30 protein-coding genes are annotated in these 24,882 nt (G+C 64.1%); 16 read left to right on the forward strand and 14 right to left on the reverse strand.

Annotation, left to right across the window (positions count from 1 at the left end; translation table 11 throughout):
- Window positions 1-21 precede the first annotated feature (21 nt).
- On the forward strand, window positions 22-1,329 hold the full coding sequence (locus tag NFJ07_RS08465; RefSeq protein ID WP_269993673.1) for a M18 family aminopeptidase: 1,308 nt from the start codon (window positions 22-24) through the stop codon (window positions 1,327-1,329).
- 1 nt (window position 1,330) lies between these two features.
- On the opposite strand, the gene NFJ07_RS08470 is transcribed toward NFJ07_RS08465, so the two are convergent.
- Window positions 1,331-2,002: a DUF1345 domain-containing protein gene (locus NFJ07_RS08470; protein WP_269993674.1), complete on the reverse strand. Its 672-nt coding sequence runs from the start codon at window positions 2,000-2,002 to the stop codon at window positions 1,331-1,333.
- A 9-nt stretch (window positions 2,003-2,011) separates the two neighbouring features.
- Between NFJ07_RS08470 and NFJ07_RS08475 the strand changes: the two genes are divergently transcribed.
- The gene (locus NFJ07_RS08475; protein WP_269993675.1) at window positions 2,012-2,152 is read left to right on the forward strand and encodes a hypothetical protein; all 141 of its coding nucleotides are present in this window, start codon (window positions 2,012-2,014) and stop codon (window positions 2,150-2,152) included.
- On the opposite strand, the gene NFJ07_RS08480 is transcribed toward NFJ07_RS08475, so the two are convergent.
- Window positions 2,149-2,487 carry a YnfA family protein gene (locus NFJ07_RS08480; protein ID WP_269993676.1) on the reverse strand — a complete coding sequence of 113 codons (339 nt, stop codon included), beginning with the start codon at window positions 2,485-2,487 and terminating at the stop codon, window positions 2,149-2,151. The two genes, NFJ07_RS08475 and NFJ07_RS08480, sit on opposite strands and share 4 nt — an antisense overlap.
- A 260-nt stretch (window positions 2,488-2,747) precedes the next feature.
- Here NFJ07_RS08480 and rpsF point away from each other — a divergent pair, with 260 nt between their 5' ends.
- From rpsF to rplI, 4 genes are all read left to right on the forward strand, one after another.
- The gene (gene rpsF, locus NFJ07_RS08485) at window positions 2,748-3,053 is read left to right on the forward strand and encodes a 30S ribosomal protein S6 (RefSeq protein ID WP_028267876.1); all 306 of its coding nucleotides are present in this window, start codon (window positions 2,748-2,750) and stop codon (window positions 3,051-3,053) included.
- A 55-nt stretch (window positions 3,054-3,108) separates the two neighbouring features.
- A complete protein-coding gene (locus NFJ07_RS08490) occupies window positions 3,109-3,684 on the forward strand; it encodes a single-stranded DNA-binding protein (protein ID WP_078107100.1) in 576 nt (191 codons plus the stop codon).
- 125 nt (window positions 3,685-3,809) lie between these two features.
- Entirely contained in the window at window positions 3,810-4,049 is a 240-nt protein-coding gene (gene rpsR, locus NFJ07_RS08495; RefSeq protein WP_003800144.1) for a 30S ribosomal protein S18, read from the forward strand.
- A 17-nt stretch (window positions 4,050-4,066) separates the two neighbouring features.
- Window positions 4,067-4,519 (forward strand): 50S ribosomal protein L9, encoded by a 453-nt coding sequence (rplI, locus tag NFJ07_RS08500; protein ID WP_234752901.1) that lies wholly within the window; start codon window positions 4,067-4,069, stop codon window positions 4,517-4,519.
- Between the two features lie 212 nt (window positions 4,520-4,731).
- Here the strand turns inward: rplI and NFJ07_RS08505 are convergent, their stop codons facing one another.
- Window positions 4,732-5,157 (reverse strand): DUF1801 domain-containing protein, encoded by a 426-nt coding sequence (locus NFJ07_RS08505; RefSeq protein ID WP_269993677.1) that lies wholly within the window; start codon window positions 5,155-5,157, stop codon window positions 4,732-4,734.
- Between the two features lie 70 nt (window positions 5,158-5,227).
- Between NFJ07_RS08505 and NFJ07_RS08510 the strand changes: the two genes are divergently transcribed.
- Together NFJ07_RS08510 and NFJ07_RS08515 are read left to right on the forward strand one after the other, a co-directional pair.
- A complete protein-coding gene (locus NFJ07_RS08510) occupies window positions 5,228-6,064 on the forward strand; it encodes a PhzF family phenazine biosynthesis protein (RefSeq protein WP_269993919.1) in 837 nt (278 codons plus the stop codon).
- 100 nt (window positions 6,065-6,164) lie between these two features.
- The gene (locus tag NFJ07_RS08515; protein ID WP_269993678.1) at window positions 6,165-6,791 is read left to right on the forward strand and encodes an FMN reductase; all 627 of its coding nucleotides are present in this window, start codon (window positions 6,165-6,167) and stop codon (window positions 6,789-6,791) included.
- Window positions 6,792-6,818: 27 nt separating this feature from the next.
- On the opposite strand, the gene NFJ07_RS08520 is transcribed toward NFJ07_RS08515, so the two are convergent.
- Together NFJ07_RS08520 and NFJ07_RS08525 are read right to left on the reverse strand one after the other, a co-directional pair.
- Window positions 6,819-7,394: a hypothetical protein gene (locus NFJ07_RS08520; RefSeq protein ID WP_269993679.1), complete on the reverse strand. Its 576-nt coding sequence runs from the start codon at window positions 7,392-7,394 to the stop codon at window positions 6,819-6,821.
- A 3-nt stretch (window positions 7,395-7,397) separates the two neighbouring features.
- Window positions 7,398-7,877 (reverse strand): hypothetical protein, encoded by a 480-nt coding sequence (locus NFJ07_RS08525; protein WP_269993680.1) that lies wholly within the window; start codon window positions 7,875-7,877, stop codon window positions 7,398-7,400.
- 627 nt (window positions 7,878-8,504) lie between these two features.
- On the opposite strand from NFJ07_RS08525, the gene dnaB reads away from it, so the two are divergent.
- Entirely contained in the window at window positions 8,505-9,893 is a 1,389-nt protein-coding gene (dnaB, locus tag NFJ07_RS08530; RefSeq protein WP_269993681.1) for a replicative DNA helicase, read from the forward strand.
- Window positions 9,894-9,902: 9 nt separating this feature from the next.
- On the opposite strand, the gene NFJ07_RS08535 is transcribed toward dnaB, so the two are convergent.
- Window positions 9,903-10,730, reverse strand: coding sequence for a helix-turn-helix transcriptional regulator (locus NFJ07_RS08535; protein ID WP_269993682.1), 828 nt, complete (start codon window positions 10,728-10,730; stop codon window positions 9,903-9,905).
- 77 nt (window positions 10,731-10,807) lie between these two features.
- On the opposite strand from NFJ07_RS08535, the gene ilvD reads away from it, so the two are divergent.
- The gene (ilvD, locus tag NFJ07_RS08540) at window positions 10,808-12,676 is read left to right on the forward strand and encodes a dihydroxy-acid dehydratase (RefSeq protein WP_269993683.1); all 1,869 of its coding nucleotides are present in this window, start codon (window positions 10,808-10,810) and stop codon (window positions 12,674-12,676) included.
- A gap of 87 nt (window positions 12,677-12,763) precedes the next feature.
- Here ilvD and NFJ07_RS08545 read toward each other — a convergent pair whose 3' ends face one another.
- The 3 genes from NFJ07_RS08545 to NFJ07_RS08555 form a co-directional block, all read right to left on the reverse strand.
- A complete protein-coding gene (locus NFJ07_RS08545; RefSeq protein ID WP_269993684.1) occupies window positions 12,764-13,732 on the reverse strand; it encodes an acyl-CoA thioesterase in 969 nt (322 codons plus the stop codon).
- 122 nt (window positions 13,733-13,854) lie between these two features.
- Window positions 13,855-14,289 (reverse strand): DoxX family protein, encoded by a 435-nt coding sequence (locus tag NFJ07_RS08550; protein ID WP_269993685.1) that lies wholly within the window; start codon window positions 14,287-14,289, stop codon window positions 13,855-13,857.
- Window positions 14,290-14,442: 153 nt separating this feature from the next.
- The gene (locus NFJ07_RS08555; RefSeq protein ID WP_269993686.1) at window positions 14,443-15,012 is read right to left on the reverse strand and encodes an antibiotic biosynthesis monooxygenase; all 570 of its coding nucleotides are present in this window, start codon (window positions 15,010-15,012) and stop codon (window positions 14,443-14,445) included.
- Between the two features lie 40 nt (window positions 15,013-15,052).
- On the opposite strand from NFJ07_RS08555, the gene NFJ07_RS08560 reads away from it, so the two are divergent.
- The 3 genes from NFJ07_RS08560 (at window position 15,053) to NFJ07_RS08570 (ending at window position 17,378) form a co-directional block, all read left to right on the forward strand.
- Window positions 15,053-16,396: an MATE family efflux transporter gene (locus NFJ07_RS08560; protein ID WP_269993687.1), complete on the forward strand. Its 1,344-nt coding sequence runs from the start codon at window positions 15,053-15,055 to the stop codon at window positions 16,394-16,396.
- A gap of 9 nt (window positions 16,397-16,405) precedes the next feature.
- Complete coding sequence (locus NFJ07_RS08565; RefSeq protein WP_269993688.1) at window positions 16,406-16,960, forward strand: hypothetical protein; 555 nt, start codon at window positions 16,406-16,408, stop codon at window positions 16,958-16,960.
- A gap of 67 nt (window positions 16,961-17,027) precedes the next feature.
- Window positions 17,028-17,378, forward strand: a complete 351-nt coding sequence (locus NFJ07_RS08570; RefSeq protein WP_269993689.1) for a hypothetical protein — start codon at window positions 17,028-17,030, stop codon at window positions 17,376-17,378.
- Between the two features lie 128 nt (window positions 17,379-17,506).
- On the opposite strand, the gene NFJ07_RS08575 is transcribed toward NFJ07_RS08570, so the two are convergent.
- Entirely contained in the window at window positions 17,507-18,055 is a 549-nt protein-coding gene (locus NFJ07_RS08575; RefSeq protein ID WP_269993690.1) for a CGNR zinc finger domain-containing protein, read from the reverse strand.
- Between the two features lie 70 nt (window positions 18,056-18,125).
- Here NFJ07_RS08575 and NFJ07_RS08580 point away from each other — a divergent pair, with 70 nt between their 5' ends.
- Both NFJ07_RS08580 and NFJ07_RS08585 read left to right on the forward strand, forming a co-directional pair.
- Window positions 18,126-19,157, forward strand: a complete 1,032-nt coding sequence (locus NFJ07_RS08580; RefSeq protein WP_269993691.1) for an EamA family transporter — start codon at window positions 18,126-18,128, stop codon at window positions 19,155-19,157.
- 104 nt (window positions 19,158-19,261) lie between these two features.
- The gene (locus tag NFJ07_RS08585; RefSeq protein ID WP_269993692.1) at window positions 19,262-19,534 is read left to right on the forward strand and encodes a DUF2277 domain-containing protein; all 273 of its coding nucleotides are present in this window, start codon (window positions 19,262-19,264) and stop codon (window positions 19,532-19,534) included.
- A gap of 176 nt (window positions 19,535-19,710) precedes the next feature.
- On the opposite strand, the gene NFJ07_RS08590 is transcribed toward NFJ07_RS08585, so the two are convergent.
- The 3 genes from NFJ07_RS08590 to NFJ07_RS08600 are packed head-to-tail and all read right to left on the reverse strand — an operon-like array spanning window position 19,711 to window position 22,884.
- Window positions 19,711-22,170, reverse strand: coding sequence for a heavy metal translocating P-type ATPase (locus tag NFJ07_RS08590; RefSeq protein ID WP_269993693.1), 2,460 nt, complete (start codon window positions 22,168-22,170; stop codon window positions 19,711-19,713).
- A gap of 8 nt (window positions 22,171-22,178) precedes the next feature.
- The gene (locus NFJ07_RS08595) at window positions 22,179-22,418 is read right to left on the reverse strand and encodes a heavy-metal-associated domain-containing protein (RefSeq protein WP_059388821.1); all 240 of its coding nucleotides are present in this window, start codon (window positions 22,416-22,418) and stop codon (window positions 22,179-22,181) included.
- Window positions 22,419-22,467: 49 nt separating this feature from the next.
- Window positions 22,468-22,884 (reverse strand): metal-sensitive transcriptional regulator, encoded by a 417-nt coding sequence (locus NFJ07_RS08600; protein ID WP_442865315.1) that lies wholly within the window; start codon window positions 22,882-22,884, stop codon window positions 22,468-22,470.
- 228 nt (window positions 22,885-23,112) lie between these two features.
- Here NFJ07_RS08600 and NFJ07_RS08605 point away from each other — a divergent pair, with 228 nt between their 5' ends.
- Window positions 23,113-23,466, forward strand: coding sequence for a rhodanese-like domain-containing protein (locus NFJ07_RS08605; protein ID WP_269993921.1), 354 nt, complete (start codon window positions 23,113-23,115; stop codon window positions 23,464-23,466).
- A 21-nt stretch (window positions 23,467-23,487) separates the two neighbouring features.
- Here NFJ07_RS08605 and NFJ07_RS08610 read toward each other — a convergent pair whose 3' ends face one another.
- On the reverse strand, window positions 23,488-24,876 hold the full coding sequence (locus NFJ07_RS08610) for a sensor domain-containing phosphodiesterase (protein ID WP_269993694.1): 1,389 nt from the start codon (window positions 24,874-24,876) through the stop codon (window positions 23,488-23,490).
- Between the last annotated feature and the right edge of the window lie 6 nt (window positions 24,877-24,882).

Here is a 24,882-nt window from a genome sequence, read left to right on the forward strand (position 1 = left end):
GCCACGGCTAGACTCGGAGCCATGCCTTCGAACTCCGCTGCAGAACACATCCAGGACCTTGGCGCATATGTGAGCGCATCGCCGTCGAGCTTCCACGCCGTCCACGAGGCCGCGCGCCGGCTTGATGCGGCCGGTTTCACGGCCCTTGATGAACTTCAGCCATGGGAAGGCGGTGCGGGCAGCTTCTATGTGGTCCGGGATGGTGCCCTCATTGCCTGGGTGACGCCCGAAGGTGCAACTCCGACCACGGCATTCAATATCCTTGGCGCCCACACGGATTCTCCGTCCTTCAAGCTCAAGCCCAAGCCGACAACGGGCAAGTTCGGCTGGCTCCAGGCTGGCGTTGAGGTCTACGGCGGCCCTTTGCTGAACTCCTGGCTAGACCGGGAGCTTCGGCTCGCGGGCCGGCTCGTGATGCTGGACGGCACCGAGCACCTCACCGCTACTGGACCGCTCCTGCGCTTTCCGCAGTTGGCCATCCACTTGGACCGGGCCGTCAATGACGGCCTCACCCTCGACAAGCAACAGCACATGAACCCCGTGTTCGGCCTCGGCGATCCCGATCCCGATTCCGCGGACGTCCTGGCAATCCTCGCGGACTCCGTGGCCGGAGCTTCCGTGGATCCCGCGCAGATCGGCGGCTACGACGTCGTCGTCGCGGACACTCAGGCGCCTGAGCAGTTCGGTGCCAAGGGCGAGCTCTTCGCGTCGGGACGGCTCGACAACCTCTCGTCGACCCATGCGGGGCTTGCGGCGCTCATTGCGCACGCAGCCGCGGGTGCGCCGGTTGGGGGCCCCATCGCGGTCCTGGCCGCCTTCGACCACGAAGAAATCGGCTCTGCCTCGCGCTCCGGCGCCTGCGGACCCATCCTCGAAGACATCCTCACCCGGATCTCCGACGGATTCGGCGCCACGGTGAGTCAACGGCGCCAGGCGTTGTCGGCGTCGTTCTGTGTTTCTGCGGACGCCGGCCACGCCGTGCACCCCAACTACCCCGAGCGTCACGATCCCGCCAACCGGCCCATCCTCAATGGCGGACCGCTTCTCAAGATCAACGCCAACCAGCGCTACGCTACGGACGCCACCGGCGCGGCATTCTGGGCCCGGCTCTGCGGCGAGGCGGGGATTCCCTACCAGGAGTTCGTCTCCAACAACGACGTCCCGTGCGGCTCCACCATCGGCCCACTGACGGCTACCCGCCTGGGGATCCGGACGGTCGACGTCGGAGTGCCCCTTTTGTCGATGCACTCGGCACGCGAGCTATGCGGCGTTGAGGACCCGCGCCACCTGGCCACCGTGGCGGAGTTGTTCTTCCGCACGGCGATCTAGCTCAGGATGCGAGGCTCACCACGAGGTTGATGGTGGTGGCCAGGATCCCGACACCGAAAACGTAGGCGAGCAGGCTGTGCCGCAAGGCGGCAGACCGCATTGCCCTGGTGGTGATCGACGTGTCCGAGACTTGGTAGGTCATCCCGAGACTGAACGACATGTAGGCGAAATCCGTGTACTGCGGCGGTTCCTTTTGGTTGAATTCGATGCCACGGGGCGGCTCGGCCGTGTAGTACACCTCGGCATAGCGCAAGGTGAACAGGGTGTGCACCAGGAGCCACGACGCCACTGCACCACCGAGGGCCAGCAGGGCGAGCATGAATTTGTCGACGCCGTGCGCATCCTTGGCTCCGAACATCACCAGCACGAAGGCTGCGAGGGAACCGACGGCGGCACACAGGATGAGGAGATCGGAGGTGGAGCGCCGTGGATCTTCTTCCGTGGCATGGCTTGCCGTCCGATCGGCTTTCATCGGGGTGATGACCGTCCACACGAAAACGTTGTAGACCGCCGCGGCCACTGCCCAGCCCGCGGCGGGCGCGTAGATCCATTGACCCCATATTCCGGTCGCTACTGCTGCAGCGATGCCGGTGACGATCATGAGCCCGAATCGCAATTGGGAACGTTTGGCACGGGCAGACTTCGGACCTGGGTTCTTTGCTGCGGCGTTCATAGTCAGATCATGGCACGCCTGGCGGCAGGCCCCGGCGTCACGCCACGCAAACTCTCGGCGTCCGGCGTGGAGCGGCGTCGCGGAAAACCGGCGGATCCCGACGTCGGACCGTCCGGAAAGTTGCTCAGCGCGTCACGCCGCTCCGCTTAACTTGACGGCCTAGGTGCGAACATGATCACCGCGACGCCGAGAAGGCAGATCATGGCTCCGATAATGTCCCAGCGGTCCGGCCGGAAGCCGTCAAGGAGCATTCCCCAGGCCAAGGATCCGGCAATGAAGACGCCGCCGTAAGCGGCAAGCACGCGGCCGAAATGCGCGTCGGGCTGGAACGCCGCCAAGAAACCGTAGATGCCCAGTGCCACGATCCCAAGACCGGCCCACCACCAGGGCTTGGCCTCCTTGACCGATTGCCAAACCAGCCAGGCCCCGCCGATCTCGGCGATGGCCGCGAGGACAAAGAGGGCAGTCGATTTGAGGATGGTCATGGGTTCAGTCTGCCTGAGCCTGGCGTGGCGGTTCCACGCGAGTTATCCACATACCTGGGTTATCCACATACGCGACGCCGCTCATTCCACCTTGGCGACACGCCGAATAGGCTTAGACACGGGAAATGGACTAAGATATTGAAGTCTGTGCTGCGCCCTGCCTCCGCTTCTGGAAGCGGTCGTCAGCACTGTTCATCGCAAATGAACCTCCTGTTACGGAAATGCCGTAACCGCTTAGCCCAAAGGAGGTGGGTTCACATATGCGTCCTTACGAATTGATGGTAATCATCGACCCCGAGGTCGAAGAGCGTACCGTAGAGCCGTCGCTTCAGAAGTTCCTCAATGTCATCACCACCGATGGTGGAACCATCGAAAAGGTTGACATCTGGGGCCGCCGTCGCCTCGCTTACGACATCAAGAAGAAGTCCGAAGGTATCTACGCCGTGGTGAACTTCACCGCCAAGCCGGAAACCGCCAAGGAACTTGACCGCCAGCTGAGTCTCAACGAGACCATCATGCGCACCAAGATCACCCGCCCCGAAGAGCAGAAGGTCGTTGCTGAGTAATTTCAGCTCCAGGCTTTCATTCTTTACCCCGCAGGAACGAACAAGGAGGCAGTAGATGGCAGGCGAAACCACTATTACGGTCATCGGTAATCTCACCAATGACCCCGAACTGCGGTTCACACCGTCAGGCTCGGCGGTAGCGAACTTCACCATCGCTTCTACTCCCCGGACCTTCGATCGGCAGTCCAATGAGTGGAAGGACGGGGAAACCCTGTTCCTCCGCGCGTCGGTCTGGCGCGAAGCGGCTGAAAACGTCGCCGAATCCCTGACCAAGGGCATGCGCGTGATCGTTTCCGGCCGCCTGAAGAGCCGTTCCTACGAAACCAAGGAAGGCGAGAAGCGCACCGTTATCGAGCTCGAAGTCGATGAAATCGGCCCGAGCTTGCGTTACGCCAACGCCAAGGTCAACCGCACCCAGCGCTCCGGCGGTCAGGGTGGTCAGGGCGGCTTCGGTGGCGGCAACAACAGCGGCGGCTTCGGAGGTGGCGGCGCTGGTGCAAACCAGGGCGGCAACTCCGGCGGAACGTGGGGCGGCGGCCAATCCGCACCGCAGGAAGACCCCTGGGCTACCCCGGGCGTCAGCAATGCGGGTGGATGGGGCAATGGCCCGGATTCCGAACCTCCCTTCTAAACACTCATAAAAGTTCGACGCCGGAACCCGCCGGACGTGCCGCGAGGCACCCGGGTGGCGACCGCCGTCGAGCACCACCATCCCGTGGATCCATTCCACGGGCTCCATAGAAAAGGAGCTCCACGATGGCTAAGGCTGAACTCCGTAAGCCCAAACCAAAGTCCAACCCCTTGAAGGCCGCTGACATCACCGTCATCGATTACAAGGACGTAGCATTGCTGCGCAAGTTCATCTCCGACCGCGGAAAGATCCGCGCACGTCGCGTCACTGGCGTCACGGTGCAGGAACAGCGCAAAATCGCCCAGGCAATCAAGAACGCCCGCGAAGTTGCTCTGCTGCCTTACTCCGGCGCTGGCCGCGGCTAAGGAAGGGATTAACTAACATGGCAAAGCTCATTCTGACCCACGAAGTAACCGGTCTCGGTGCTGCTGGCGATGTTGTCGAGGTCAAGGACGGTTACGCACGTAACTTCCTGCTGCCCCGCGGCTTCGCTCTGACCTGGACCAAGGGTGGCGAGAAGCAGGTTGAGTCCATCAAGGCTGCCCGCGCTGCTCGTGCACACGCTTCGGTTGAAGCTGCACAGGCCCAGGCTTCTGCGCTTTCTTCCAAGAAGGTCAAGCTCGTAGTGAAGGCCGGCGAGTCCGGTCGTCTCTTCGGCACCGTCAAGCCGGCTGATGTCGCTGCTGCAGTTGAGGCCGCTGGCCTCGGCTCCATCGACAAGCGCAACGTTGAACTGCCGAACCACATCAAGTCTCTTGGTTCGTACCAGGCCAACGTCCGCCTGCACGAGGACGTTTCTGCTGTCATCGACCTCGAGGTCGTTGCAAGCAAGTGATGCAGGGTTCCCTGGAAGCTGAGCTTGCGAAGCTTCGAGGGGCATCACGTAGCGATAATCTCTGACGTAGCTCGAAGGACCCCCGTCACCGGTTTCCGGAGGCGGGGGTCCTTTGCTTTGCGCGGTTTCGGGGCGCGCGAACTGGCAGTAGATGCCCTCTGGCGGCCTAGCTAGGGGCATTAGCTGCCTGTTCGCGTTAGGGAAGTCGGTCGCTAGGGAAGGCTGTGTAGTTCCGCCATGACGTGGCTGTAGCCCGTGCCAACCAGCTCGGCCAGGACGGAGACGTCAACGTCGTCGAGCTTGTTCACGTAGAGACAGGCGGCGCCCGTCTTGTGCTTGCCGAGCTTGGGCAGCAGCCGCCCGGCGTCGGGCCCGTAGGTCAGCCCGTACAGCGCCAGGTTGGCCTTCCGCGGCGAGAAGCCCACTGCGGGGGAGTCGCCCTCGCGGCCACTCTCGTACTTGTAGTGGTAACTGCCAAAACCAACGATGCTCGGACCCCACATGACTGCCTCCTGACCGGTGATGCCGCGCATGAGGTCCAGCAGTGCGAAGCCGTCCGCGCGCCGCACCGGATGTTCCACGGAAGCCAAGAAGTCTTCAACGGCGCCGTTGCTCGGCATGGTCTTGTTCTCTGACATGCCCGTAGTCTCGCAGACCCCGGCAGGCATGTCAGCCCGGTGATAGCCTGCAGCGGTGAACCTTGAAACCATGCGCACCAGGCCCTTCTCGCAAGTGGATGTCTTCACCGACGTGCCGTACCTCGGCAATCCGCTTGCCGTGGTCGTCGACGCTGAAGGGCTCAGCGCGGACCAGATGCAGCACTTTGCCAACTGGACCAACCTGTCTGAGACCACCTTCCTGCTGCCGCCGAGCGATCCTGCGGCCGATTACCGCGTCCGGATCTTCACCGGCAGCGAGGAATTTCCTTTCGCTGGACATCCGACGCTCGGCTCGGCGCATGCGTGGCTGGCGTCCGGCGGAGTGCCGAAGCAGGACGGGGTACTGGTTCAGGAATGCGGCGCAGGCTTGGTGAAGGTAAAGCTCGACGGCGGCCGCCTCGCCTTCGCTGCGCCGCCACTGACCCGCTTCGGGCCCGTGGGCGAGGCAATCATGGAACAGTTGGCCGCTGGACTTCGGCTGCCTCTAACCGCGCTCTTGGATGCCTCGTGGCTTGTAAATGGCCCGCAATGGATCGGCGTACTACTCGATTCGGCTGAGCAGGTCCTTGGCCTTGAGCCGGACCTTGCGGCGCTGGGGGATCTGAAGGTTGGTGTGATTGGTCCCCATGAACCGGGTGCCGGCGTCGACTTCGAAGTCCGGACATTCATTCCCGGAGACGCCATGGTGGAGGACCCTGTGACGGGAAGCTTCAACGCGGGCGCTGCCCAGTGGTTGATCGGCAGCGGCCGGGCGCCGGAGCAATACGTCGCCGCGCAGGGTACCGTGCTGGGCCGGGCGGGACGCATCCACGTCAAGGCGGAAGACGGCGACATCTGGGTCGGTGGGAGTTCGGTGATGTGTATCCAGGGAACCGTGCGGCTGTAGCAGGGGAATAAAAGGAACGGGGGCACAGTTTGGGAGTATAGATGCAAACGCATGTACTCTGGTTTGAAGCCATCGAACCGCCTAGCAACAGGAGATCGCAATGGAGACCCGCCGCATAGCCGTCCTTTCCGCCGGACTTGGCGTACCGTCGTCGAGTCGGCTCCTTGCAGACCAGCTCGCTGCGTCGGCCAAGCGCCAGCTGGGCGATGCCGGGTACGAGGTGCAGGTGGACGTTATCGAACTCCGGGACCTTGCCGTGGATATCGCCAACAACTTCGTCACGGGCTATGCCGCACCGCGTCTCGCGGAGGTGATAGCGGGCGTCGAGGATTCCGATGGGATCATCGCCGTCACTCCCGTCTTCAGCGCCTCCTACAGCGGGCTGTTCAAGTCCTTCATTGACGTTCTGGACCCGAAGTCCCTGGACGGCAAGGCAGTCCTTCTCGGCGCCACGGGCGGCACGGATCGGCACCAAATGGTGCTCGACTACGCCATGCGTCCGCTCTTCACCTACCTTCGCACCCGGATAACCCAGACGTCCGTTTTCGCCGGGCCCCAGGATTGGGGAAACACCGACGACGGCGCGTCGCCACTATCGGTCCGCGTGGACCGGGCGGCGGGCGAGCTGTCCCGGCTCCTGAGCGGCGAGCAACCGCACCGCAAGGCGGACGCGATGGAATCCCTGCCTTTTGAGCAGCTCCTCGCAGGGATCACCGCCGGACGCTAGGCGAGCCCCGGCTGCCCGCTCCTGGCACTAATCGTCCAGCAGCTCGATGAACTCCCGGGCCTGCTTCATGCTGATGTCGGAATGCTTGGTCAGGGCCAACGCCGCAGCTTCGACGTCGCCGCTCTTGGCCAAGGTGCGGATCCGTCCGTAGATCTCGTCATTGAGCATGTTGCTGCTCACTTCACGCGTGACGTCGCCCTTGCTGGCGATTGCCCGGTAACGGTACGGGAAGCGCTCCGGCTCGTCGTCGTCGGGCATGAGGTCCTGCGGGGCAGGTTCGGGCTTGCGGAAGGGCTGCGGGTGCGCTGCGAGGGCGCCGACGGCGTCCCGTGAGGCGCGCAGGCCTTCTCCGGTGGCGCTGAGGTACAGCTTGATGGCCGCCATGGCCTGACCTTGGGCGATCAGGGAATACAGCTGCCGGTGTTGATCCTCGCTGAGCTTCGCGGCGGCCTCGCGGGCCAGCTCCACAGGGTCCACGGACGCCTTGCGCGTCGCAGCAATGCCGCGGAGTTCCGCGGAGCGGCGGGAGAGCACGCGGCTGATCAGCAGCACGCCGATGACGACGGCCGCCAGGATCAAGACCGGAACGAGTAGGGATGACATGCGCTAAAGCCGATCTATGTAGTTCTTGGCGGTCAACAAGTCCGAGTGGGTTTGCTGGCGCAGGAGCTTGATGGCCTGAATCTTCTGCCCGCTGCGGACCATGCCCTGCAATTGCAGGGCGAACTGTGGATTCAACTGCCCGTTTGGCAGGATGGGACCGTTGTAGCCGGCCTGGCCGACCCCCGGACTGGCCCCGACTTGCGCCCTCAACGCGGCCCTCGACTGGCTGTCCTGCTGGGACTGTTGCTGCGCGTTCTGGCTCGGCCTCGTGGATGCATCGATGCGGGCCCTTGCCGCCGTTGCCGCCTGCACTTGGGCGGCCTGGTGGGCTGCCGAGCGGGCGGCCAGCTCCCGTTGATAGCGCTCAGCGTCGGACAACCCTGAGTTGCGTGGCTTGAATGCCGCCGTGAGGGCCCAAATCACAGCCACGAGGATGACAACGGGCATTGCGACCAGCAGTACATCCCCAACAGTGAAACCCATACCTAGAGCTTATGTCAGAACGCAGTTATCCACAGCACATTCCCGCTTTGGCATAGCTTCTGAGAGCCGGCTGTCAAATTCTGGGAGAGATTGTGGGGAGTATCACATTTTTGGCATATTTATCCCTCTTTGGGCCATTGGACGAGGGGCTGGGCGTGGATTGAGCGAATCGGCCTGTGGATGATCCGCCGAAGAAAATACTTTTGATCCACATGTCATGAAGAACGTTTTCCCAGTTCAGAGGCTATTTGCCGCAAAAAGAATTTCTCTTTCCACAGGGTCATGCACAGACTGTGCACAAGTAGGGGTATGTATTCCACACTTTATCCACAGGCCCGGCTTGGTGCCTCGGAAAAGCAGGGCTAACGTGGCTGAGTACCTGCTTTAGGTACTTGGAAAACCCCTGTTTCTCGTGGATGGTGCCTCGGTGCCGTCGGTAAGCAGCACGCCCGCGGACCTGTCTGTGGATAAGTTGTGGAAATCTCGGGAATCCAAAATTGTCGGTGCCCTACGGAACAGTTTGGACCAGCCGGCATAAACCGGGCGGTCGGAGCAACCCACACCTGGGCATTGGCCTACCGCACCGCCCGGAACAGTTATCTGCCGCGGTACACAATGGAGGACGGCTTGTCAGTTACGCACTTGGATTCGATCGAGGGCGGCCGGACATCGGACGCCAGCCGCAAACCTCCGCAGGACATCCCCGCTGAGCAATCGGTTCTCGGCGGCATGATGCTGTCCAAGGACGCCATTGCGGACGTCGTGGAGATTGTCCGCGGCCATGACTTCTACCGCCCGGCCCACGAGACGATCTACGAGTCCATCATCGATCTCTACGGGCGCGGCGAACCTGCCGATGCCGTTACGGTGTCCGATGAGCTGACCAAGCGCGGCGAGATCAACAGGATCGGCGGCCCTGCCTACCTGCACGAGCTGATCCAGACCGTGCCCACGGCGGCCAACGCAGGCTACTATGCCGAAATCGTCGCCGAACGCGCCGTCCTGCGCCGGCTCGTCAACGCCGGCACCAAGATCGTCCAGATGGGCTACGGCCAGGACGGAGAGGTGGAAGACCTCGTCAACCAGGCCCAGGCCGAGATCTATGCCGTGGCCGAACGCCGCACTGCGGAAGACTACGTGGCGCTCAAGGACGTCATGGAATCCACCGTTGACGAGATCGAGGCATCCGGCCACCGCGGAGAGGGCATGACGGGCGTCCCCACCGGGTTCTACGAACTCGATGAGCTCACCCATGGTCTGCACCCGGGCCAGATGATCGTCATCGCCGCGCGCCCCGCCGTCGGTAAGTCCACGTTCGCGCTTGACTTCGCCCGTTCCGCGGCCATCAAGAACAATCTCGCCACCGTGATGTTCTCCCTGGAAATGGGACGCAACGAAATCGCGATGCGCCTGCTGTCCGCGGAGGCCACCATCGGCCTTCAGGACCTTCGCAAGGGCACCATCAAGGACGAGCAGTGGTCCAAGATCGCCACCACCATGGGCCGCATGAACGATGCCCCGTTGTTCATCGACGACAGCCCCAATATGTCCCTCATGGAAATCAGGGCCAAGTGCCGGCGCCTGAAGCAGCAGCACGACCTCAAACTGGTGATCCTCGACTACCTCCAGCTCATGAGCTCCGGCAAGAAGGTGGAATCCCGCCAGCAGGAAGTCTCCGAATTCTCGCGTGCCCTCAAGCTGTTGGCCAAGGAGCTCCAGGTTCCCGTCATCGCGCTCTCGCAGCTCAACCGTGGATCCGAACAGCGCCAGGACAAACGGCCCATGGTCTCGGATCTCCGTGAATCGGGCTCCATCGAGCAGGACGCCGACATGGTCATCCTGCTTCACCGCGAAGACGTCTACGACAAGGAATCCCCCCGCGCCGGCGAGGCTGACATCCTCATCGCCAAGCACCGTAACGGTCCCACCAAGGACATCGTGGTTGCCTTCCAGGGGCACTACTCCCGTTTCGCCAATATGGCGGGCGAGACTGGCGGCGGCGGCGGTGGGTTCTAGGGCCGGACGCTAGCCCTCCACCAGCGCACGCATCCGATTACTCGTGGGCGTGCCCGGTACCGGTGCGTACATCACGAGGTGCAGCTGCGGCGCATCCGAGGGCGCCAGACGGTGCTGCTCAAAGACCAGTTCGCCGACCACGGGATGCAGGAACACGCGCTGCCTGGACGCGAACCGCTCCACGCCGCGGTCCGCCCAGAGTTTCGCGAACTCCGGACTGGCCTCGACCAGTCGGTTGATCAGCGTGGTGTGGGCGGCCGAGCCGAGCCGGGCGCCCGCCTCCGCCCGGAATTCGGCGACAAAATGGCGTGACGTCTCTTCCCAATCGGGCAGCATCTCGCGCAGGTGCGGGTCCGTGAAGATCAGCCACAAGAGGTTTCTGTCGGCCAGGTCGACGGCGGCGATCCGCGAATACAGGCCGGCATAAGCGCGGTTCCAGCCGGCGATCCCCCAGTCCGGGGCCACGGCAAAGGCGGGGAAGTCAACAGAATCGAGCAGCCGCTGGACGTGCGCCGGAGCCTCCTCGATCACTCCCACCTCGGCATCCGGCACGGGGGTGTAGCCGCCCAGTGCCAGCAGGTAGGACTTCTCGGCCCCGGTGAGGCCAAGCACCCGCGCAATCGCCTCGAGCACCTGCCGGGAGGCATTGATTTCGCGGCCTTGTTCGAGCCAGGTGTACCAAGTGACGCTGACCGCGGCGAACGAAGCGACCTCTTCGCGGCGCAGCCCGAGGGTGCGGCTCCGTCCAATCGGCGGCAACCCCAACTCCGCCCGAACCAGGTTTCCGCGCCTGTCGCGCAGGAATTGGCCCAACTCCCGCCTGCGCTCCTCACTCATTCCACTAAATCTAGCACTGCCACTACTAGTACCAAGAGCGTCTTCAACCCCCGTGATTCGGCTGATTGACTGGTGAAATGCCTCAACTACGTTCACGAACAGTCACCCACGGTCGCAACATGGTCGGCGCACGGGCGTTGCTCCGTGCCGCCGGCGTGAACGGGGCCGACTTCGGAAAGCCGATCATCGCCGTCGCGAACAGCTTCACCGAATTCGTCCCCGGACACACGCACCTTCAGCCGGTCGGACGTATCGTCTCCGACGCCATCATCGAGGCAGGTGGCATCCCGCGCGAGTTCAACACCATTGCGGTGGATGACGGCATCGCCATGGGTCACGGCGGCATGCTCTACTCGCTCCCGTCTCGCGAACTGATCGCCGACTCGGTCGAGTACATGGTCAACGCCCACTGTGCCGATGCGCTCATCTGCATCTCGAATTGCGACAAGATCACCCCTGGCATGTTGATGGCCGCACTGCGCCTGAACATTCCCACGGTCTTTGTCAGCGGCGGCCCGATGGAGGGTGGCACCGCCGTACTGGTCGATGGCACCGTGCGCAAGCGCCTGAACCTAATCTCCGCGATCGCCGACTCCGTGGACGAAAGCGTCTCCGACGCCGATCTGCTCACCTTGGAAGAGAATGCGTGTCCCACCTGTGGTTCCTGCTCGGGGATGTTCACTGCCAACTCGATGAACTGCCTCACCGAGGCGCTCGGGCTCTCGCTGCCGGGTAACGGCACGACGCTCGCCACCCACACCGCCCGCCGCGACCTCTACGAGGACGCCGGCAAAGCCATCGTCGACATCACCAAGGCGCACTACTTCGACGACGACGATTCCGTTCTGCCCCGGTCCATCGCGGGCCGTGAGGCGTTCGAGAACGCGATGACCATGGACATCGCGATGGGCGGCTCGTCCAACACGATCCTGCATTTGCTCGCCGCTGCCCAGGAAGCCGAACTCGACTTCACCCTCGAGGACATCGACGCCATCTCGCGCCGCACCCCGTGCTTGTCCAAGGTGGCGCCCAACGGCACCTACCTGATCGAAGACGTCCACCGCGCCGGCGGCATCCCGGCCATCATGGGCGAGCTGGACCGCGGCGGGATGCTCAACCACAACGTGCGCTCCGTGCACAGCTCAGACCTGCGCTCCTGGCTGGACGCCTGGGACATCCGCGGCGGCCACGCGAGCGACGAGGCCACCGAACTCTTCCACGCTGCCCCCGGTTGTGTCCGCTCGGCTACGGCCTTCTCCCAGTCGGAGCGCTGGGAGAGCCTGGACACCGACGCCGAGAACGGCTGCGTCCGCTCGATCGCCAACGCCCACACCGTGGAAGGCGGCCTGGCCGTGCTCCGAGGCAACATCTCGCCCGATGGATGCGTCGTAAAGACCGCCGGCGTGGATGAGTCGATCTTCCGCTTCTCCGGCCCGGCCGTGGTTTTCGAATCGCAGGATGACGCCGTAGAGGCAATCTTGAGCAAGCGAATCGTCGAGGGCGACGTCGTCGTCATTCGATACGAAGGCCCGCGCGGCGGCCCTGGCATGCAGGAAATGCTCTACCCGACGTCATTCCTGAAGGGTCTCGGACTCGGGGCCAAGTGCGCACTCATCACCGACGGACGATTCTCCGGGGGCACCTCCGGGCTATCGATCGGCCACATCTCTCCCGAAGCCGCCGCAGGAGGAGCGATCGCCCTCATCGAGGACGGCGACACGATTTCCATCGACATTCCCGCCCGCTCGATCACTGTTGAGGTGCCCGAGGACGAGCTTGACCGCCGTCGCGCACTGCTCGAGGTGACCACCGGCTACCAGCCCCGCAACCGCGAACGCGCCGTCTCGCCCGCGCTGCGCGCATACGCGGCGTTCGCGCTTTCGGCGGACAAGGGAGCCGTGCGGCACGTGCCCTTGGAAACAGTGCCGGCCGCTATCAGCCGCTAGTCATCGGCAGCTCACGGTAATCGGTAACTAAAAAGGTGCAGTGGCCACCGCTGGGGGCGGCCACTGCACCTTGCGTTTTGCTTCAGCCTAACGGCCATTAAGCAAATGGTCCGGCGTCCGGTTCCCAGGAGCCCGTCCCCGGATCTCCAGCAGTTCGCGGGCGTGGGCGTGAAGGCGCCGGTCCTCGTCGGTTTCCGGCGTCCAGGGCGGGATCGGAACGGACGTGCCGGTCTGGTCCCTGGCCACCATGACTGTGAGGCAGTAGGTGGTCAGGTTCATCTCACGGCTCTTGGGGTTTCCGGAGCGCACATGCACGGCAATATGCATGCCTTTGTGGCCTGTGTAGACGAGCCGGGCTTCGACTTCCACTACGTCGCCGATCAACAGTGGGCGGTAGAAGCGCACGCCCCCGGAGAACACGGCCACGGCGTCCTTGCCGGAATAGCGGGAAGCGCAGACGTAGGCGGCCTCGTCAATCCACTTCATGACGATGCCGCCGTGGACCTTCCCGCCCCAGTTCACATCAGTGGGGGCCGCCATGAAGCGGAGAACAACGCGCTCGGCCGTGCCGGCGTCGGTATATTCCTGTGCGTTCATGGCTTCGACGATCTTTTCCCGCACGGCGATCCGCGCGAGGGCGTGGTCGCGCTGCTCGATTTCCTCCGGCGTCGAGGGCTCGAACTGGGGGACGGGAACCGGTCGTCCGTCGGGACCGACCGCAACGAAGATCACCAGGCACTGGCTGCGCATCGTGGCCGGCCCGCCCTTGGGGTCGCCGGAGGACACGATGGTCCGGATGTGCATGGAAGAGCGGCCCGTGTAGACGATAGTCGCTTCCACTTCGACCATGTCTCCGCTGTTCACAGGATCGGCGAAATGGATGTTGCCCACATATGCCGTGACGCAATAGGACTTCGCCCAGCCAACAGCTGCCGCGTACGCGGCCTTGTCGACCCACTCAAGGACTGTGCCGGCGTCGACGGACCCGCTGTGTCCGACGTCGGTGGGGGAAGCAAGGAACCGCAGCGTGACGGAGTGGGAGGGGAGCTCGCTCATGACGTGAGTGTATCCACGGTGCGGATGCCGACGCGCTGTATGACGGACTGGCGACCAGCGACGCCCGGATCCGGGTGTCGCCAGCGCACTTGGATGTCGCCAGCGCGGCAGCGCGTGCGATCCTAGGCGAGGACGCGCAGCTTGGAACCCCTCCGGCCGAATACCGCGGCGTCGATGGAGATCCGTCCGGCGCCGGTCAGGGCCACGGCTGCCGCCGCGGCGGCGAGGGCCAGGACGAGTTCGTACCCGCCCTTGTCGGCAAACAGGCCGGCCGGGGCGTGGACCAGGAACAGGGCGCCGAGCATGTCCAGTGCAAGGAGGGCAGCGAAGACGCGGGTCAGCACACCTGCGATGAGGGCAATGCCTCCGACAAGCTCGATGGTTGCAACGATCGGGGCCACCACGTCGGCGGCGGGTACGCCCATCTTGCCGAAGGCGGCCTGTGTGCCTGCGATGGTGAACTCGGTGAATTTCTGCCAGCCATGCGCGGCGAAGATGAAGCCGACGATGACGCGCAGGACGGTAAGGGCTGTGTTGGTCAGGGTGGACTGGTTCATGTGTTTGCACCGTTTTCGGGTAGCGGTTGGCTGTCGCGAAGCTCCCAAGGCCGGAGCCAATTTGTTGAAGCTTCAACTCAAGCCTTTCGGACTTTGCTTGAAGTGTCAAACAAACGTGACGCGGCAAGGCCGCCTCCGAAGTCCCGGCAGAGGCTACTGGCCCTTCCGCTTTGCTTCCAGCCAGGGCTTCAGGAGCCGGGTGGTGACCGGCAGGAAAATGTAGACCATGAGCGGCGTCAGGATGCAGATGTTCAACAAAACCTGGAGGACCAGCGGCCAGCCCAGGACCAGCGGGTGCAGCAGGAAATTGGCCAGCAAGCTCAAGGGAAAGAACGGCACGAAGATGCTGACGGCCTGCTTCCATCGCGGCGGCACCACCGTCTCCGGGACGACGAGGTTCACGTCGCCGGGTTGGGAGAACCATCCTTCGATGCCGGAACGGCGCTCCACCCGTGTGACCTCCATGAGCTCGGCGGCACTTTCGATCCACCATCGGCGCTCTTCGGATTCCTCCCAAGCCTGCAGGGATTCAGCGTCCGCGAAGCGGTAGAGCATGTGCCATTCATCGGAATCGGCCGCCGTGCGCACCCACCCTGAACCCAGGTAGCCGGGCCATTCCCGGGCAAGTTCCTGACCCGCGTGGGCCCATGCGTTGGCTTGGCGGGTGTAGCCGGGGGTGATGGTGCGGGCGACGGAAACGGTGATGGGATGCTCGAGCGACACCTCAACAATCTACCCGCCGCTGCCCCGCTAGGCTGGGAAAGTGCCCCAAACAGTGACCCGTCCCACCGCGCCCTCCACTGCCCGCGAGATCCTGCGCCTGGCTGTCCCCGCCTTTGGAGCGCTCATCGCCGAACCACTCTTTCTCTTGGCCGACTCCGCCATTGTCGGCCACCTTGGCGTCCCTCAACTGGCCGGCGTGGGGCTGGCCTCCACCCTGCTGTATACCGCCGTCGGACTTATGGTCTTTCTGGCATATTCGACAACTCCCGCGGTGGCTCGGGCCATCGGGGACGGAAAGCTCGCCAAGGCGCTGGCCGCAGGGCGCGACGGCGTCTGGCTGGCCTTACTGTTGGGCACCGTCCTCGCGGTGGCCGGCTTCCTCGCGGCTGAGCCGCTGGTCGGGCTGCTCGGAGCCAGTGGCGAGGTCCGGGCATACGCCGTCGAGTATCTGCGCTGGTCCATGCCGGGACTCGTCGCCATGCTCCTGATCTTCGCCGGCACCGGCGTCTTGCGCGGACTGCAGGACACCCGCACGCCCTTGGTGGTCGCGACAGCGGGATTCGCCGTCAACATCGCCCTCAACATGGTTCTGGTCTACGGGCTGCACTTGTCCGTGGCGGGGTCAGCCATCGGCACCAGCATTGCGCAGTGGGCCATGGCGGCCGTCTATTTGGCGATGGTGGGACGAAATGCCCGGCGCCACGGCGTTTCGCTGCGCCCGGACTGGCGTGGAATCCGCACGATGACCAGCGTGGGTTCATGGCTCATGCTCCGCACCCTCAGCCTGCGCCTGGCTATCCTGGCCACGGTCCTGGTGGTCACTTCCCAGGGGTCCGTGAACCTCGCCGCGCACCAGCTCGCGATGACCATTTTCTCCTTCCTTGCCTTCGCCCTGGACGCCTTGGCGATTGCTGCGCAGGCCCTCATCGGCAAGGAACTCGGAGCCTCCCATCCGGCGCGGGCGCGCGATCTCACCCGCACGATGATCCGCTGGGGTGTGGGTTTCGGCGTGGTGACCGGCGTGCTCCTCGCGCTGGCCGCTCCGTGGGCAGGCTTCCTTTTCACCTCCGACGCCGGCGTTCAGTCCGCGCTCACCGCGGCACTGTGGGTACTCGCCGTCGGGCAACCCCTCGCGGGCTACGTCTTCGTCCTCGACGGCGTCCTGATCGGCGCGGGCGATGCCCGCTACCTGGCGATTGCCGGCGTCGTGAACCTCGCGGTATATCTGCCGCTTTTGGCGGCAGTCCACCTGACAAGGCCCGACGGCGCGGCGGGGCTCGTGTGGCTCTGGGCCGGGTTCGCGCTGGGCTACATGCTGGCCCGCGGGGTCACTCTGGGGCTGCGGGCGCGCTCTGACAAATGGATGGTCCTCGGTTCGCACTAAACTGGGCTGGTGACTCTCCCCACCTCTTCAGCGACTTCATCCACGCCCACAGCGGCCGGGCTCTGGAAGCCCGTACTTCTCCGCGCCGGTGCTGCGCTGGTGTTTGGGGCCGTGACAGTCTTCTGGGGCTCGCCATCCGTTCACGTTCTGGCCTGGGCCACCGGGCTCTACCTGGTCGCAACCGCGGGCGCCGCGTTCCTGGCTGCGAGTGCTCCGGCGGCCGCGGCCGTCGTCGTTGGCCTGGCAGGGGTGGGTGCCTTGATTACGCAGTCGGACACGGGGGTTGGCGTTTCCGCGCTCGTAGGATTGCTGGTGCTCGGCGCGTTTGAGCTGGTCCAGGGATTCCGGCAGCGCGGACGGCACGTGCTTGCCCGCGACTGGATCATTTCCGGCGTGGTGGGCATCGGCACCGCGGTTGCTCTGCCGTTCTTCATCAGCCTTGGAGCGCACGCGCTTCTCGGTGTTGCCGGCGGCGGCGCCATCATCTCCGGAGTCTTGTGGGTGCTGTCCGGGCTGAGCCTGCGGCACGATGGGCGAACCCCCTCCGCTGAGGCCGTAAACTAGTAGTCGTACGTTCTACCCTGCGTAGAACTCTCAAGGCGCGAACGGCGCCAGCACCCACATTGGAGGAATGACCTTGGCTGACCAGAAACCAGGAGAGCCGCGCAAGATGCGGACCTCGGTTAAGGGACCGCTGATGTTCTCCGCGTTCTGGGGCGTCGTGATCTTTTTCGCCGTGCTGATTTTCGCCTCCGGCGGCAGCGCCCGCACTCCCCGCTTTGACCTCGCCTTTACCGGCGCCGGCATCGCATTCATTGTGAGCCTCGTCCTCGCTGCGATGCTTTCCATGAGCCATAAGGAAAACGCCGAGCACCTCGGCAAGGGCTCGGGCGTCAACCTGAGTTCCAGGAAGCCAAGCCACGGCCACGGTTCTGCGGCCCCCCATGCGGGCAGCGAGACGGAAACCCCCGACGCTGACTAGGCCGTCTTAGTCTTCTTTCGTGTCAGGCCACGCAACTTTTTGCCGGCCGGCCACCGCAGCAACCCCGGAAACTCGCGGCAGGCCGCCGTCGTGCGCCCTGGAAAGTTGCACGGCGCGATGCCGTCCATTTATTCGGACCCGGACGCCTTCCGGGCCCGGTAAGCGGCCACGTGCGTCCGGTTGGCGCAGTTGCCGGTATCGCAATAGAGCTTGGAGCGGTTGCGGCTTAGGTCCAGCACGACGGCGTCGCAATCGTCCGCCGCGCACACCCGCAGGCGGTCCATTTCCTTGCTGCGGATGACGTCCACAAGTGCCATGGCAGCTTCCGTGCCCATGCGTTCCGCGAGGGGCGCTTCAGGGGTGGTGGCGTGCAGGTGCCAATCCCAGTGGTCGTGCTTGACCAGCTGGGGGAGTGCGCGTGCGTCGGTGAGGAGCTGGTTGACGGTCTTTGCGGCCGCGTCCTCATCGGCCGTCCACAGGGTGGCCAGCTGGCTCCGCAGTCGCTTCACGCTGACTAATTCGGCCTCGGTTCCCGCCCTGGTCCCCGTGAATTCTTCCGCGTCGAGGAAGGCGTGGAGCTCGGCGACACCCATGAGGGATTCGGTGCCGTTGGCGGCCGTATTGATCAAATTGACCACGCTGCGAAGCGCCACTTCAGTGTCAGGTGCAAAAAGCACTTTGACTCCTTACATCTCTCGGGAGTATTGTCAGCAGCGTAACCCATTTTACTCCTGACAGGAGGCTGCTGTGTCAGCTGCAACAAACCGGGCTGGTGCTGCGGGCTTCATGGCGTCGGGCCTGGGGCTCGCGCTCTTTTCCTCAGCGGTCTTCGGCTTGTCGGGCTCGTTTGCCAAGTCCCTCCTGGAAACCGGGTGGACCCCCGGCGCGGCAGTTGCCATCCGACTGAGCGGTGCTGCGCTCATCTTGGTTATCCCGGCCGTGGTCGCTCTCCGGGGCCGTTGGCACCAGCTCAAGGACAACTGGCTTACCATCCTGTTGTTCGGCGTGATTGGCGTCGCCGGATGTCAGCTTTTCTACTTCAACGCGGTATCCAAGCTGTCCGTGGGCGTCGCCCTCCTGCTCGAATACCTCGCGCCAACCATGATCGTCTTGTGGCTGTGGGCCGCGAGCCGACGCCGTCCCCGGGCCCTCACCGCCATTGGAACGCTGCTTTCCCTCGGCGGACTCGTCCTGGTGCTCGACCTCACTGGCTCCGTGAAAGTGGACTTCGTTGGCGTCCTGTGGGGCATGGCCGCGGCCGTCTGCCTGGTCATCTACTTCTTCATCACAGCCAAGCAGAACGACACGTTGCCGCCCATCGTGCTGGCTTCCGGCGGTCTCATGGCAGGTTCAATCCTTATTTGGATTGCCGGCGGGACCGGTCTGGTGACCATGACATTCGCCACCGCGGACACGCAACTCGGGCCGTGGACCACGCCGTGGTGGGTCTCGATCGCCGGCCTCGTCATCCTGTCCACCGTGCTGTCCTACGTCACGGGGATTATGGCAGCCCGAAGCCTCGGTTCCAAGGTGGCATCCTTCGTCTCGCTGACGGAAGTGTTGTTCGCCGTAGTGTGGGCCTGGCTTTTGCTGGCCGAATTACCGGGAGCCATCCAGCTCGCGGGCGGGGCACTCATCGTGTGCGGGGTGATCTTGGTGCGAATCGACGAGCTACGGGCTGACAAGCGTGATGCCGTGGAGCCCGGTAAAGACCACGCGGCCCTGGAGCTTGACCACGCAAACGACGTCGAGCCGGTTCCTTCCGAGAGGGTTCACTAAAACCACCTCTGATGGCCTCGCAGCCACTAGTCGGTGGCCTTCCTGGGGGCTCCGATATCATTTCCGGGGTCCCGGCAAGGGAGACCGGGGCCTAGCATGTTGATATGTGCCGGAACATTCACACCCTCCACAATTTCGAGCCACGAGCCACCTCGGCGGAGGTGGAAGCCGCAGCCCTGCAATACGTGCGCAAGATCAGTGGCTCCACCAAGCCGTCGCAGGCCAACGAGGAGGCCTTCGCCGAGGCTGTCCATGAGATCGCGCATATCACCCAGCATCTGCTCGATTCCCTCGTGACCAATGCGCCCGCGCGCAACCGCGACGAGGAGGCGGCCAAAGCCAGGGCCCGCGCGGCCGTTCGTTTCGGAACGGCCTAGCTTCCCCAAACTGAACGGCCTAGCTTCACCAATCTGTCCCCACCGCCACCCTCGCCTCGCAAGCTCGGCCAGGGAACCCCGGCGGCGTGGGCCCACGCAGTTGTTGCCGTTCTCACGCCGGATAACGACAACAACTGCGAGTCAGTTGGGTGGAGAGGGACTACGGCGGGCAGGGACTACTTTGCGAACGAGCGCAACCGTAGCGAATTCGCGACCACCAGGACCGAGCTCGCAGCCATGGCCGCGCCTGCGATCATCGGGTTGAGCAAACCAAGGGCTGCCACGGGGATGCCGATGGCGTTGTAGAAGAAGGCCCAGAACAGGTTTGTCTTGATGGTGGTGAGCGTCTTCCGGGACAGCTCGATGGCTTGCACCAGCTGGCCGAGGTCACTGCCCATCACGGTCAGATCCGAGGCCTCGATGGCGACATCCGTGCCCGACCCCATCGCGATGCCAAGGTCGGCCTGCGAGAGGGCTGCGGCGTCGTTGACTCCGTCCCCGGCCATGGCCACAGTGGAGCCCTGGGACTGGAGTTTCCGGACCGCGTCCACTTTGCCCTCCGGCAGGACCCCAGCGAATACATCTTCCGGGGCGATCCCGACGGCGGTGGCCACTTGGGCGGCGACGGCGAAGTTGTCTCCAGTCAGCAGCATAGGGCGAATCCCGAGTTCCTTGAGCTTCGCGATGGCCGCAGCCGAACCGGGTTTGACGGTGTCCCTTAGCGTCACGATTCCAGCGGGCTTCCCGTCCACAGCAACCCAGATGGCGGTAGCGCCACCAGCTTCCTCAGTTGCCAGTGCCTGGCGCTGTGCATCGTCAGGGAAGATTCCGTTGTCTTCCAACCAGCCAGTCCTGCCGGCCACGACCGTTCGCTCGGCGCCATTTCCGGCTCCGTTCAGCGCAACCATCCCCCGGACTCCGCCACCCGGGGCGGAACTGAAGTCCTTCACAGCGGGGAGCGGGCCGGCGTCGGGCATTGCGGACTTGGCGGCAGCGGCAATGGCGTGGGCGATCGGGTGCTCCGAAGCTGCCTCGACGGCGCCAGCCAGAGACAGGACATCGGCGGGGGAGTGGCCGTTCAAGGCCAGGGTGTGTCCAACGGCCAGCTTGCCGCTGGTGACTGTCCCGGTCTTGTCCAGAAGGATGGCGTCCACCGTGCGCGTATCTTCAAGCACCTGGGGGCCTTTGATGAGGATGCCGAGCTGCGCGCCCCGACCGGTCCCGGTCAGGAGACCCACGGGTGTCGCGAGCCCAAGCGCACACGGGCAGGCAATCACGAGCACCGCCACAGCAGCCGTGAACGCGGCATTGAGGTCCCTGCTCAGGGCGAGCCAGACTACGAAGGTAATGACTGCGATGACCAGCACGACCGGAACGAAGACTGCGCTGATGCGATCGGCGAGCCGTGCAATCGGGGCTTTGCCCGTCTGCGCTTGGCTGACCAACCGCCCCATTTGCGCCAGCGTCGTGTCGGAACCAACGCGGGTCGCGCGGACCAGCAAACGGCCCGAAGTATTGATGGTGGCGCCCGTGACCTGGCTTCCCGGTCCGACCTCCACGGGCACGGATTCACCGGTGACCAATGAGGCATCCACAGCAGATGAACCGCTCGTCACCACGCCGTCAGTGGCGATCTTCTCGCCCGGGCGAACCACGAAGATGTCCCCGGCTACGAGCTGCTCGGCCGGGATCTTGTGCTCGACGCCGTCGCGCAGCACCGTTGCGTCCTTGGCCCCCAGGCTCAGCAGGGCCTTGAGGGCATCGCCGGCTTTCGCTTTGGCGTTGGCCTCGAGGAAGCGGCCCAGAAGCAGGAACGTGGTGACCACGGCCGCGACTTCGAAGTACAGTCCATCGCTCATGCCTCCCATGGCCTCCATGCCCGGGTGTTCCGTCATCATGGGGTTGGCGAAGAGCTGCCACGCGGAATACAGGTATGCGGCCAGCACACCAATGGAGACGAGCGTGTCCATGGTCGAGGCGAAATGCCGCGCGTTGATGGCGGCGGCGCGGTGGAAAGGCCACGCAGCCCACGTCACCACGGGAAGGGCCAGCAGCCCCGCGACCCAACCCCATTGCGGGAACTGCAATGCTGGAATCATCGAGATGGCGAAGACCGGGACCGTCAGCGTGGCGGCGGCGATTAGGCGTGGGCGCAACTTGGACGCTGCTGGTCCATGGTGCATGTGGTCTTCGTGGGCGCGCGCGTCGTGGTCACCATGCTCAGGGTGCTCGCCTTGCGCGCCGCCACCGGCGCCATGCTCGGCATGCTCGCTCGTCCCTCGCTTAGACGCATGCTGCCGCATAACACCGGCGCCGTCGCTGTGGTCATGCTCCGGAACGCCGTCGTCACCCGCACGGCCGTCGTAGGTGACGGTGCTGGAGGGGCTTGGCCTTGATTCGCGGATCCAGGCTTTGTAGCCCGTTGCGTTCACTGTGTCCACGATTTGTTGGTCCGTGACGTTGGCCGGAACTTTAACCTGGGCTGATTCGAGGGGGAGATTGACTGAAGCCTCCACGCCGTCGAGCTTGCCCAGTTTTCGCTCTACCCGGGCCACGCAGGATGCGCAGGTCATACCCTCGATGTCGAGTTCGATGATGCGGGTGCCCGTTTGGTGGAGGATGTCGTGATTGCTCACATTGGCCCCTAGGCCTCGTTGGCGACTACCAGGTAGCCGGCTTCGGCGACGGCTTCGCCGATTTCGGACGGCGACAATTCCTGGGTGGAGGTGATGGTGACGGTGGAGATTCCGCCGGCATTTAGATCGATCTCGACATTCTCCACTCCCGCCAAGGACTCAATTTCCTCGCTGACGGCTGAAACGCAGTGCCCGCAGGTCATGCCCGAAACGCTGACGTTCGTCTGGATGGTGGCGGTGTGGCCCATGGCGTGCTCCCTGGTGGTGAGGTGAATGGTGTGGTGAGTGCTTGCGGGGTTACCGCAGCAGGCGCCCGATGGCATCGGCGGCCTCCTTGACCTTGACGTCGATTTGCTCTGCGCGCACGACGGGATCGGACTCGGAGGCAGCTCCGACAACGCAGTGCCCGATGTGTTCCTCCACGAGCCCGAGGCTCACGGCATGCAGGGCTTTAGTGACTGCCGAGACTTGCGTGAGGATGTCGATGCAATATTTGTCCTCTTCCACCATGCGCGCAATACCGCGTACTTGGCCCTCAATCCGCTTAAGGCGCCGCAGGTATGCGTCCTTGTTGGAGGAGTAACCGTGTTGGGAATGCGCTCCATCTTCGACTTCGATGCCCGGCTGGTTAAGGTTCAAGTCAACCGGGTTCAAATCTGTGGACTTCAAATCTGTGTGCTTCAAATCTGCGGGGTTCACATCGATCGTGCTCATGCTTGCAAAGGTATACCCCCTAGGGGTATAAATCAAGTACCCCCTGGGGGTATGCGAAAAGGTTCGGAAAGAAACCCATTACAAGAAACTCGCCAAGCTGGATTAGGGGTGCGGATGGAAAAGCCAATGAACGACGCCGGTGCTGGGGTTGGGGCGGAAGGCGCGGGTGGCGCTGGAGGTGCCGCGGGCGCGTATTTCCGCGCGAAGCTGCAGTTCGAGATCGACGTCATGGACGCTGCCGATTCGGCTCCCGGCAGTTTCGTGCTCGTGGATACACGCAGGCAGTCTTCGTGGGACCACGGACATATCCCCGGTGCCGTACACCTTCCGACCGCCGAGATTCCCGCCCGGGCCGCCGCACTGATCCCGGCTGGGAGTTCAGTAGTGGTCTATTCGTGGGGACCGGGCTGCAACGGAAGTACCTTCGCGGCCCTGGCCTTCGCCGAGCTCGGGTACCCGGTGCGCGAAATGATCGGCGGCATGGAGTATTGGGCGCGGAACGGGCTTCCGGTGGAGACGGCTGACGGTGTTGTTGTGCGGCCTCCGGACGGCCTGGTCACGGCGCATCAACTCGAGCCGTAGCGACGAGGGCGGCGGCCATCGCTACCCCCATCTCGCCCAGTCCTCGGGCCTGAGCGAGGGGCGGCCGATCAGGTAACCCTGGGCTGCGGTCATCCCGAGCTTGGTGACCGCAGCCAGCTCGGCCTCGGTCTCGATCCCTTCGGCTACCAGGGCGGCTCCGATTTCGGAAGAAAAACCCACCATCGCAGCCCCCAGGGCCCGCTGTCCCGGATCTGTGTCGATGCCGGCGATGATCTCGCGATCGAGCTTGATGAGGTCTGGCTTGAGCTGCAGGATGTGGCGCATGGAAGCAAAGCCGGCACCGGCGTCGTCGACCGCTATTCTCAGGCCCGCGCGCCGCAACGGTGCCAGTGCTTCGGCGAGCGGTTCGTAGTTGGCGACTTCGTGGCGTTCGGTGACCTCAAGCACGATGCGTCGTGGAGGGACGGCCGACTCCACAATCGCAGCTGCCAACCCGGAGTCAAGGCATGCGCGGGGTGAGAGATTTGCCGCGACGTACAGTTCCGGTGGGAGCCCAGCAGCGGTGGTCAGCGCGGTCCGGAGCGCAAGGATTTCGAGCTCGATATCCATGCCGATCGAGGCGGCTTCCATGAAACGCACCTCCGGGGACAACCCCTGGGACCCGCTGAACCTGGTCAGCGCTTCCACTCCAATGGTGCTGCCCGTTTCCAGGCACCGGATCGGCTGGAACGCTGTTGTGAGTGCGCCGTCAGTGAGCAATGCCTCGATGCGGGCAGTGACTTCTGCACGCGAACGTGCTGCCTCGGGATTCAAGATACGGGAGGTGCCCTCGAAACCGCAGTCCCTACCCTCCCTGTCCCGCATCGGCCTCCCGGCAACATCAATCAAGACGCGGCTGCCGTCCCGGTGGCGGCACACGGTGACCACCCGTGACCACGAGGAGTCACCGCTTTCCCTGGCTTTCCAGTCCTCCCGTGCGTCCGCCAGGTCCCCTGGGTCGATGACGCGGGTGATGCGCCTTCCCAGCAGCTCCCAAGGTTCGTATCCTGTGATGTCCTTGCAAGCCGGGCTGCAGAACGTAAATCGACCATCTGGCCCAGTGGCCCACAGCCAGTCCAGGCTTGTATGCAGCACTGTGTCCATCAAGCGCGAGGTCCGGAACGCCTGGCTTCGTTCCCGTTGCTGCTGCCGCATGAGGCGCCACGCCGCCAGCACCACCAGGGGCACAATCAGCAGCGCTAAAAGAGCGGGGAATCCGGTTGATCCATCGATGCCGCCCCACGGTGGAAGCCCGAAAGCCAATGGCAGCCGGATAGACAAGGCGACCGCAGCCTCGATGAAGACGACAACCAGCAGCCACCATCCGGTTGAAGCCGACGCCAGCCGGTTCGCTTGGCGTCCCTCCTGGGAAGACGCCCTCTTAGGCCTGGGAACGCGCATGAAGGGCATCACCCC

Source organism: Arthrobacter sp. B2a2-09 (genome assembly GCF_027587375.1).
Taxonomy (GTDB): Bacteria; Actinomycetota; Actinomycetes; order Actinomycetales; family Micrococcaceae; genus Arthrobacter.